The sequence below is a fragment of the Mesorhizobium argentiipisi (SeqCode) genome (genome assembly GCF_037179585.1).
Lineage (GTDB): Bacteria > Pseudomonadota > Alphaproteobacteria > Rhizobiales > Rhizobiaceae > Mesorhizobium > Mesorhizobium argentiipisi.
Map to the genome: position 1 here is coordinate 116,992 of NZ_JAPYKO010000018.1, position 10,164 is coordinate 127,155.

A 10,164-nucleotide genomic window follows, 5' to 3' on the forward strand; every position below is an offset into this window, starting at 1 on the left:
CATTCTATTGCCGACAGTAAGCGTGATCATTCCGGTGCGAGACGGCGCACAATATGTCGGTGAGGCCCTGCAAAGCATCCTGGAGCAGGATCTGGCGGATATTGAGGTCATCGTCGTCGACGATGGATCTTGCGATGACAGCGCCGCGATCGCGACGTCGATCAGCGACCGTGATGGCCGCGTGAAGGTTGTCGCCAACCACGGCAAGGGGATCGTCGATGCGCTGAACATGGGGATTTCACTCGCGCAGGCCTCCCTTGTGGCGCGCATGGATTGCGACGACGTCTCACTGCCCGACAGGTTGCGCCTGCAGGTGGCGTGTTTCGAGGCCGATCCCGATTTGCAGTTGCTCGGTACGGCGGGATTGCAGATCGACCGGGACGGAAAGCTGCTGAGACCGATCGACGTCCCCGCCGGCAACGACCCGTTGCGGGACGCGCTTGCCAGGTATAATCCCATGCTTCATCCGACGGTGATGTTCCGGACCGAGGCGGTCCGGCGCGCGGGAGGCTACCGTCGCGCGTTCACCTATGCCGAAGACTACGATCTATGGCTGCGGCTTTCCGAGACGGGAAAACTGGCCAATATGGAAGTGCCGCTGGTGAAGCTGAGATCGCATCCGGGACAAATATCGCGCGTGAAGCAGGACCAGCAAAAGGCGGCCGCGGCACTGGCCAGGCAGTCGGCGCTGTTGCGTCGCTATCGCGCCGAGCCGTTCGACGCGAACGGCCAGCCCGCGCAGGCCATTGCAGGTTTTCTGGCATCGCGCGCCGCCACGGGGGTCGGCGTCTCCAACCTGGAAAGACGCGACATCGAGTTGCTGTTGCGAACCGCGGGCATACCCATGGCCGTCACGTGCAAGCTGCTGTTCCTCGCGGCTGTCGGCGCTCCCTCTTTCAGCGCGCTCGCGCTCGGACCTCGACTGGCCTGGCGCAGGATGATCGCGCGCCCTGCAAAGATGCGGCCGAACTGATGCGGCCCGGCTGATGCGGCTTGTCGTCGATCTCACGAGCATGGCGCGTTGGCTCGGCCCTCCGGTCGGCCTGGTCCGCGTGCAGCGGCACTACACCGCGGCCGCGTTCAAGGCCGCCGACGTGGCGTTCACCGTGTTCGACCCGATCGAGCGGGTCCTCAGGCAAGTTTCGCCGCGGATGGCGGCAGAAATCATCGCCGGCGACATCTCGTGCGACATGAGTTTCTATCCCGACCCGGCGCGCATCAAGATGCGGTTTTACGATCGCTGGCCGAACTGGGCCCGGCGATTGCTGATGGCGGTCATAAAACCGCGCCGTGTCCTGATAACGGAAATCGGCGCGTTCGGCCGGCGCAATCCCGGCAGCCCTTTTCTTCGTTTCCTTGAGCGGATCGAAAACCGGCTGATGAAGCAAAACGAGCGGCGGCAAGTCGCTCGCGAGGACGGTTCGCGCACCCGGATCGTCCCGCTCCGGACGGTGGCCGGCGACAAATACCATCTTTCGCCCGGCGACCATCTGCTCCTGATGAACAGCGACTGGGCGCATACCGATGTCGCGGCCATTTCTCGCGAGGCGCGCTTCGCCGGCGCAAAGCTGATCGTGCTCTTGAACGACATCATTCCGATCCAGTTTCCCGAATGGTACAAGCCGCACGACGTCAAGAGATTCACGGACTATGTGAAGCTGGCGGTCAGGCTGGCAGACCGCTTCATCCTGACTTCGAGGCGCGTCACCACCGATGTCGAGGAATATGCCGCCAAGCTCGCCATCCACCTGCCGGAGCTGAGACTTGTTCCTCTGGGTTGCGACAGTGCTCGCAAGTCGAAGGCGGACGGCCGCCTGCCGGACGGGCTCGAGACGGATCGCTATGTTCTCTTCGTTTCCACCATCGAACCGCGCAAGAACCATTCGCTGCTCATGGATGTCTGGCGGCGCCTCGTCCTTGACGGAACGGTCGCGCGCAGCGGCATGAAGCTGGTTTTCGTCGGCCGCAGCGGCTGGATGGTCGATGGGGTCCTGGCGAAGCTTCACAGCCATCCCGATTACGGCGGGAGCCTTGTCCATCTCGACAATGTCGACGACGCAACATTGTCCCTTCTTTACCGCAACAGCGCGTTCTGCGTGTACCCCTCGCTCTATGAAGGATATGGGCTGCCGCCCGTCGAGGCGCTGGCCTACGGAAAGGCGCTGATCGCCTCGACGGGCGGAGCCATCGCCGAAGTCGTCGGGTCATCGGGACTCTGCCTTGATCCGCTCGACGTCGAAGGATGGGAAAACGCCATGCGGGGGTGGATCATCTCGCCCGCGGCCCGTGCTCCGTACGAGGCGAAGGCCGCAGAATTCGTGGCGCGAAGCTGGGAGCAGGCCGGCCGGGAGACGCTGGAGGCGACGCTTGCGCCATTCGCGGACGAAGCCCGGCCGCCGCGAGAATGACCGCCTTGCGGTCGGGACGGCCGGCCCGTCCACGGTTCGGCCCGTGTTGCTGGACGGACAATACCATTGGGTTTAGCTTCCTCTCGCCGCACAACCGGTGGTGAATTTCGAGGGAGATGAAACCATGACTCTGCCAAGCGATGCACTCAGGGACGCGATCGGCCAGACGCGGGACAAATGGGGATGGTTCGTGGCGCTCGGCGTGTTGCTGCTGATCTTCGGTGGCATCGCCTTCGGCAATCTGTTCATCGCTACCGTCGCGTCGGTCTATGTCGTCGGCTGGCTGATGCTGATGGCCGGCATCATCGAGATCATCCACGCCTTCGGGGTCAAGACCTGGGGACGTTTCTTCTACTGGCTGCTGAGCGGGCTGCTCTACGCCGTCGCCGGCTTTTTCGCCTTCGACAACCCGTTGCTCGCCTCGGCGGTGCTGACGCTGCTATTGGCCATCGCCCTCGTCGCTTCGGGGCTTCTGCGGTCCTGGGTGGCCTTCAGTCACCGGCCGCATCAAGGCTGGGGATGGCTGCTCGCGGCCGGCATCATCACCATTTTGCTTGGCCTGATGATCGCCATGGGCTGGCCGGTGAACAGCCTCTGGGTGCTGGGCCTATTCCTGGCGATCGACCTGGTGTTCCAGGGCTGGAGCTTCATCGCCATCGGGCTCGCCTTGAAGCGATAGAAACAACAGGACGACCTAGAAAGCGATTTCGGCGTCCAGTTGCGAGAGCGGGCGCACGCCCTTGAGCAGCGCCCTTGCCTCCGCCTCGTCGTTTTTCATCTGCGCCACCAGCGCGTCGAAACCGTCGAATTTGAGCTCCGGCCGCAGGAAGCCGAAGAACGAGACCTGGCAGGTCTGGCCATAGAGATCGCCGGAAAAATCGAAGACGTATGTTTCGAGCAGCGGCGCGCCATTGTCATCGACGGTGGGCCGCCGGCCGAAGCTGGCGACGCCGTCATGAAGCGTGCCATCGGCGCGACGGAAGCGGACGGCATAAATCCCTTCCTTCAAGGCCGCTTCCGGCGAAAGCCGCATATTGGCGGTCGGGAAGCCGAGGGTTCGACCAACCCGCTGGCCGCCGATCACGTCTGCCTCGACGGTGAAACGATAGCCGAGCAGGCCGGCGGCCTCCTCGACCTTGCCCTCGGCGAGTAGGTCCCGGATGCGGCTCGACGAAACCACCTCCGCGCCTTCGTCGCGGAAGGCGTCAACCAGCGTCACGCCGAAGCCGTGCCGTTCTCCGGCCGCCATCAGAAAGGCCGGGCCGCCCTGGCGGTCCTTGCCGAAATGAAAGTCGAAACCGGTGACGGCGTGGCGGATGCCGAGGTTCTTCTCAAGCACATCGGTCACGAAAGCCTCGGGCGAGAGCGAGGCAAAATCGCGCGTGAACGGCTGCTCGACCAAAGCGGCAAAGCCAAGTCCGGCGAGCAGCCGCGCCTTCATCGGCGGCGGCGTCAGCACGAAGAGCGGCACCTGTGGCCGGAACACCTTGCGCGGATGCGGCTCGAAGGTGAGCACCAGGGCGGGCACGTCGTTGCGGCGGGCTTCGCTCAGCGCGCGCTCCAGGACGGACTGGTGGCCGCGATGGACACCGTCGAAATTACCGATCGCCACGACGCCGCCGCGCAGATGCGCGGGCAGCGGCGAGACCGCCGAAAGATGTTCGAAGGCTTGCTTCATGTCGAGGCGTCCGTCATGGCCAGACCACCAACCTATTGCAGACGCGCAATGACGGCGACCGGCCGATAGCCGTGCTTTTCAAGGAAGCCCGCCAGCCTTTCCGGATCGGGCCGCAGCGGATCGCCATAGTCGCGAGCGTGGATGCCGCCGGAGACATAGAGCACGTCGAAGCCGTTGTCGGCCGCGCCCTTGACGTCGGTCATCATGCCGTCGCCGATGGCGAGAACCTCGCTGCGCTCGACGGCGCGGCCGAGAAGGCCGGCGACTTCCTTAATGGCGACATCGTAAATCGGCGCGAACGGCTTGCCGGCAATCAACGTGCGGCCGCCCAGTTGCGCATAATCTCGCGCAAGCGCGCCGGCGCACCAGATGGTGCGCTCGCCGCGCTCCACCAGTATATCCGGATTGGCGCAAATGAACGGCAGATTGCGGGCACGCAGCCGCTGCAGCAGCACGGCATAGTCGGCGGGTTTCTCGACCTCGTCGTCATAGAGGCCCGTGCAGACGATGCCAGAGGCCTCGAATTCCTCGACAATGTCGATATCAAGTCCGTCATAGAGCGTGAAATCTCGCTCAGGACCGATATGGAAGATCTTCCTCGGGCCATCGGCGATCAGGTCGCGAGTCACATCACCCGAGGTAACGACCCGGTCAAAGGCGTCGGCAGGCACGCCGATCACCTTCATCTGGGCGACGACGTCGGCGCTGCGACGCGGCGAATTGGTGATGAGCACGACCGGCACATTGGCCGCGCGCACCCTTGCAAGCGCCGCGGCGGCGGCCGGAAAATGCCATTCGCCGTTGTGCACGACGCCCCATACGTCGCACAGGATGGCGGCGTAGCGCCCCGCAAGATCGTCGAGCGTAGCGATAATGTCAGGCGAATCCGCCATGCTGTGTCCCTGATTTCGATACCTGGCAAGGCCGCGACAGCCGGGTCCGCCGCGGCCGGTCCCGCATAACGGAAGCATTTCATCCTGTCACGAGCTTTCCCCGTCGCTACCCCGAGTCGATGCCCCAAGCACGCGAGCACACGGTTAACGCGCCGTCAAAAAGGTGACGCGTGGTTGATTGTTTCGCGCAAGCTGAAATTTAACGATTGATGACCATGGTATGAGATCAACTGCGACCATGGTCGTATCCAATATGGGTCCTTGGCGGGGGTAAGCACAATGATCCGCGATTTTTTTCGCGACAGGCGGGGAAACTACGCCTTAATGACGGCCATCACCATGATACCACTGCTGGGCGGCGTGGCGTTGGCGGTCGACTATACCGAACTGGTGCGGGAGCGGCAGGAGACGCTGAATGCGCTCGATGCCGCCGGCATCGCGACGGCACAGCAGATCGTCGCCGGCGCCAGCGACACCGAAGCCAAGGCCTACGCCAAAACCTTCTTCGAGGCCAATCTCAGGCACGTCCTTCCGGCCAACACGACGCTGACGGTAACCCTGCCGAACAACAATGCGGGCGGCGGCACGCTGGTGCTCGAGGCCGCCCTGAAGTACCAGCCCTACTTCCTGCCGGCCGCGGTCGCGCTGCTCGGCGGAACACCCGGCCAGACGAACATCAACTTCTCGGCCAAGTCCGAGATCCGCCTCAAAAACACACTGGAAGTGTCGCTGGTGCTCGACAATTCGGGCTCGATGACGGAACTCGGCAAAAACACAAACAAGGTGAGATTCGACCTGCTGAAGGCTGCCGCCAAGCAACTGGTCGACCAACTCGCCAGCCAGGCGCAGATGATGAGGCAGATCGCCAATCCCGTGCAGTTCAGCCTCGTGCCGTTCGCTGCCTCGGTCAATGTAGGCCCCGCCAACCAAGGCGCAGCATGGCTTGATCCGTCTGGCATTTCACCCATCCAGCATGAGAATTTCAACTGGGCTACCATGACCAAGGCGCTCAACGCCAACAGGTGGGCGGAGCAGGTCGGCGGCGGCGCTTGGTATGCGCGCGGTTCGCTCTGGGGCGCACAGCAAGATCTGCCGTTGACGCGCTTTTCACTGTTCGATCAGATGACGCGCGTGACCGCATGCAATTCAAGGGATTCAAGTGGGAACTGCACGACACCCGTCTATGGCAAAGTCGCGAGTTGGGGAGGCTGCGTCGAGGCGCGACCTTATCCTTACAACGTCAATGATGCCCCCGCCACGTCTGCAACACCGGCCACGATGTTCGTGCCGATGTTCGCACCGGACGAGCCTGGCAACAAATGGACGCTTTCAAACGGTTCGGTAAAAACGTTCGGCATGGTCAACAGCTGGTGGGATGACAACGATGCGACCACCTCCACCAGCCAGGTCACACAATTGGCCCGGCAGAAGAACATGGCGAAGTACTTCGCCCCGGCCCCTCTCAACAAAGCTCCCTTGCCTGCGCCAATCGACGGCGGACCGAACTATAGCTGCACCACAACAGCGATCACCCCGCTCACGGACGTCTCCAACGCTACGGGCTTGACCACTGTCAAAAACGCCATCGACGCCATGGTGGCGGTCGGCGCCACCAATGTGCCCGAAGGTATGGCCTGGGGCTGGAGAACCCTTTCCAGCACGGCTCCCTTTACCGGGGGTCGACCCGAAACGGAAAAAGGCAACGACAAGGTCTTGATCGTGCTTACCGATGGCGCCAACACCTATTACACGCCCGGCTTCTTCCGCGCCAACGACTATCCCCTGAACAGGTCAAGCTATTCCGCTTATGGCTATACGGGAGTCGCTTACAATGGCACCGGCATCACCCGGATGTATATGAACACCGATGCAAATGTTGGCAAGACGACCTACACGGAGGCGAACTACACCGCGGCGATGAGCCAGCAGTTTGCAACACTCTGCAACAACGCCAAGGCCGCCAACATCATCGTCATGACCATCGCGCTCGACCTCGATTCCAGCAACACCGCCGAAGCGGCGCAGATGGCCACGCTGAAGACCTGCTCGTCGGATTCGCGCTATGCTAAGGATCCAGCCGACCCGACCGGCAAGACGCCGAAGAAACTGTTCTGGAATTCGACCGGCGACTCGCTGTCGAAAGACTTCCGGGAGATCGGCAACGAGCTATCGAACTTGCGCATCGTCAGCTGAACGGCACGACAGACGATCGACCACGCCCGGCCGCGAGGCGCGCGTTTCCATCGCGCAGCATGTGGCCGGCAATGATTTGGCTAGCGGTTGGTGGAGTCGCCGTTAAGCAATCAACCCGCTAGCCAAACCGCGCCTTCAGCGCTTTGTGGAAGTGTGACCTGACAGAAATCCGCCGGCGGAGGGGGCAAGTACAATGCGCAAATTCTGGCATCAATTCTGCCGTGACCGCCGCGGCAACTACGCGCTCATGACAGCGATCGCCATGGTGCCGCTGATGGGGGCGGTGGCGATGGCCGTCGATTTCAGCGAGCTCAACCGCCAGAAGCAGATGGTGCTGAACGCGCTCGACGCCGCCAATTTCGCCGCCGCGCGGCGGCTTGCCGAAGGCGCCACGGACGACCAGATCAGAGCCTACGCAGTCGACTTCTTCAACGCCAACCTCAACAACATCGACCCTGCCAACATCTCGCTCAACATCACTCTGCCGACCAGCCAGGCCGGCGGCGGTCTGCTCACGATGAGCGCGACGCTGAACTACCACCCTTACTTCTACCCGTCCTCCTCGCTGCTCGTCGGCGCATCCACAGTCGATGCGAACAAATCGATCAACCTTGCCATGGACTCCCAGGTGCGGCTGAAGAACACGCTGGAAGTGGCGATGGTGCTCGACAATTCGGGCTCGATGACAACGCCCGGCACAGGCACGGGACAGAAGCGCATCGACCTGCTCAAGCAGGCGGCCAAGCAGCTCGTCGACACGCTGGCCCAGCAGGCAGCGCAGATCAAGCAGATCGACAAGCCGGTCCAATTCAGCCTCGTGCCGTTCGCTGCTTCGGTCAATGTGGGGCCGAACAACGACAACGCCTCCTGGATGGACACCTACGGGCTGTCGCCAATCGCCAATGAGAATTTCGATTGGTCGACGCTGAATGCTCCCACCAAATACGCTCAGAAAATCAATGGTATCTGGTATAAAAAGGGTACCGGCTGGGGCGCAGAGGAAGGGCAGATACTGACCCGTTTCGAGCTTTATCGGGATATGAAGGTCGTCACCAGCCACGAACGCATCGCCGGCAGCAAGCGCGTCGTCTGCGACAAGTACCGTTCCAATCATACCTGCTCGGATAGCCACGACGAATATAACTACAACGACACCTACGGCCCGTTCGCCAGTTGGCAGGGTTGCGTGGAAGTGCGGCCCTATCCCTACAATGTCGACGACACGCCGGCCTCCGGCGGGCCCAACAACACGGGCATCGGGGTCGGTGATCCGGCGACCATGTTCGTGCCGATGTTCGCGCCCGACGAACCGGGCAACCACTGGAAGGTGACGCAGGACCCGGACGAACCGAACCCGATCACCTATGGCGCCGTCAACAGCTGGTGGAACGACGATCCGTCAAGCACCACCGGCAAGACGCGGCAATCCAACATGCCCAAGTATTTCATGCCCCGGCCGATCGATGCGCCTGTGCTGGCGAAGGGCGCCGGGCCGAATTACAGCTGCACCACCACCCCGATCACGCCGCTCACCGACGTCACCCAAACGGATGGGCTCGCGGCCATCAAGGCGGCGATCGACCTGATGCAGCCCAACGGCAACACCAATGTGCCCGAAGGCATGGCCTGGGGCTGGCGCACCGTGTCGAGCGCCCCGCCCTTCACCGAGGGGCGGCCGGAAACGGAGCGCGGCAACGACAAGGTCGTCATCGTTCTCACCGACGGCGAGAACACCTATTCGACGGTCAATTCCGATCCGGCCGGCAACAAGTCGACCTATGCCGCCTACGGCTATACCGGCGTCGGCTATAATGGCACCTCGGTCACCCGCCTGTTCGGCGGCACGTCGAGCGCCATCGGCCAGTTCAACTATTCCTCGAGCAACTACACCGCGGCGATGAACGAGCAGATGGCGAAGCTGTGCGACAACGCCAAGGCGGCCAACATCATGGTGATGACGGTGGCGCTGGACATGTCGTCTACCAGTTCAAGCGACCAGAAGGCGATGGCCGCGCTGAAGGCCTGCTCTTCCGATTCCCGCTTCCGCAAGGATCCGACCGATCCCAGCAAACCGGCCAAGCTGTTCTGGAACGCCACTGGGGCCACGCTGTCGGATAATTTCAAGGAGATTGCCAACGAGCTGTCGAACTTGCGCGTGGTTGGGTAGCGGGGGCGCCAGCGCTGAAGCTGCCAATTTTCCCCCTTGCGGCGGAGATGCCTGGCAGGCCAGGGGGGATGTGAAGGAACGCCGGCCCTTGTCAAATCGGCCACTGCTTAGACTGTATGAAATTGTTGACGCCGGCGGGACAGCACCCCCCTCTGCCTTGCCAGGCATCTCCCCCGCAAGGGCATAGGCGCTAAGATAGGGTATTGCGGCGCGGAATCGGTTGTGATTCTACGCTGGGGATGACACACGAATCGCTTGTTGATGATGGCTGGGCCGAGACAGTTAAGCTTCTCGGCGGCGAAGAGTTGATCGCAGGAAGTGCGCGCGAGACGAAGGCGTTCCTGCGCCCACGCGGCATCAGGTCGGCGAGCGACCTGTTGCGCCTGACGCTGGCTTACTGCCTTGGCAAGGTAGGGATGCGGGGCGTCGTGGCCTGGGCGGCGGCAAGCGGCATTGCCGACATTTCGGACGTGGCCTTGCTCGGCCGGCTGCGCAATGCAGGGCCATGGCTGCAGCAGTTGATCGGGCATCTTTTGAAGCGCGAGGAGGAGGCAGGCTTGGCCAAAGGCCGGCTGATCCGCATCCTCGATGCGACGGCGGTTGCCAAGGCCGGTGCGCATGAGAAGAAGAACAATGGCCTTTGGCGCGTGCACTGCGCCTTCGAGCTTGAGCGCGAGCGGTTCGATTTCCTCGAGATCACCGACCAGAGCGAGGCCGAGCTGATCGACCGCGTGCCGGTGGTGGCGGGCGAGATCCGCATCGGCGACCGCGTCTATCTGCAGGCCGAGCGGATCGCAAAGGTGATGGCGCAAGGCGGCGACGTTG

8 protein-coding genes are annotated in these 10,164 nt (G+C 62.6%); 6 read left to right on the forward strand and 2 right to left on the reverse strand.

What is annotated here, in order from left to right:
• The first annotated feature begins 7 nt into the window (after window positions 1–7).
• The 3 genes from O7A05_RS23160 to O7A05_RS23170 all read left to right on the forward strand — a co-directional run bounded on the left by O7A05_RS23160 (window position 8) and on the right by O7A05_RS23170 (window position 3,087).
• Window positions 8–973, forward strand: a complete 966-nt coding sequence (locus O7A05_RS23160; protein WP_337095261.1) for a glycosyltransferase — start codon at window positions 8–10, stop codon at window positions 971–973.
• Between the two features lie 13 nt (window positions 974–986).
• Complete coding sequence (locus O7A05_RS23165; RefSeq protein ID WP_337095262.1) at window positions 987–2,408, forward strand: glycosyltransferase family 4 protein; 1,422 nt, start codon at window positions 987–989, stop codon at window positions 2,406–2,408.
• A gap of 124 nt (window positions 2,409–2,532) precedes the next feature.
• The gene (locus O7A05_RS23170; RefSeq protein WP_224714201.1) at window positions 2,533–3,087 is read left to right on the forward strand and encodes an HdeD family acid-resistance protein; all 555 of its coding nucleotides are present in this window, start codon (window positions 2,533–2,535) and stop codon (window positions 3,085–3,087) included.
• 15 nt (window positions 3,088–3,102) lie between these two features.
• On the opposite strand, the gene O7A05_RS23175 is transcribed toward O7A05_RS23170, so the two are convergent.
• A complete protein-coding gene (locus O7A05_RS23175) occupies window positions 3,103–4,086 on the reverse strand; it encodes a bifunctional riboflavin kinase/FAD synthetase (protein ID WP_337095263.1) in 984 nt (327 codons plus the stop codon).
• 32 nt (window positions 4,087–4,118) lie between these two features.
• Window positions 4,119–4,979, reverse strand: coding sequence for a TIGR01459 family HAD-type hydrolase (locus O7A05_RS23180; RefSeq protein WP_337095264.1), 861 nt, complete (start codon window positions 4,977–4,979; stop codon window positions 4,119–4,121).
• 279 nt (window positions 4,980–5,258) lie between these two features.
• Between O7A05_RS23180 and O7A05_RS23185 the strand changes: the two genes are divergently transcribed.
• The 3 genes from O7A05_RS23185 to O7A05_RS23195 all read left to right on the forward strand — a co-directional run.
• Window positions 5,259–7,172, forward strand: a complete 1,914-nt coding sequence (locus O7A05_RS23185; RefSeq protein WP_337095265.1) for a pilus assembly protein — start codon at window positions 5,259–5,261, stop codon at window positions 7,170–7,172.
• 193 nt (window positions 7,173–7,365) lie between these two features.
• Window positions 7,366–9,339, forward strand: coding sequence for a TadE/TadG family type IV pilus assembly protein (locus tag O7A05_RS23190; protein ID WP_337095266.1), 1,974 nt, complete (start codon window positions 7,366–7,368; stop codon window positions 9,337–9,339).
• A 239-nt stretch (window positions 9,340–9,578) separates the two neighbouring features.
• Window positions 9,579–10,164, forward strand: a 586-nt coding sequence (locus tag O7A05_RS23195) for a transposase (protein WP_463151528.1), incomplete at its 3' end; no start/stop codon positions are given.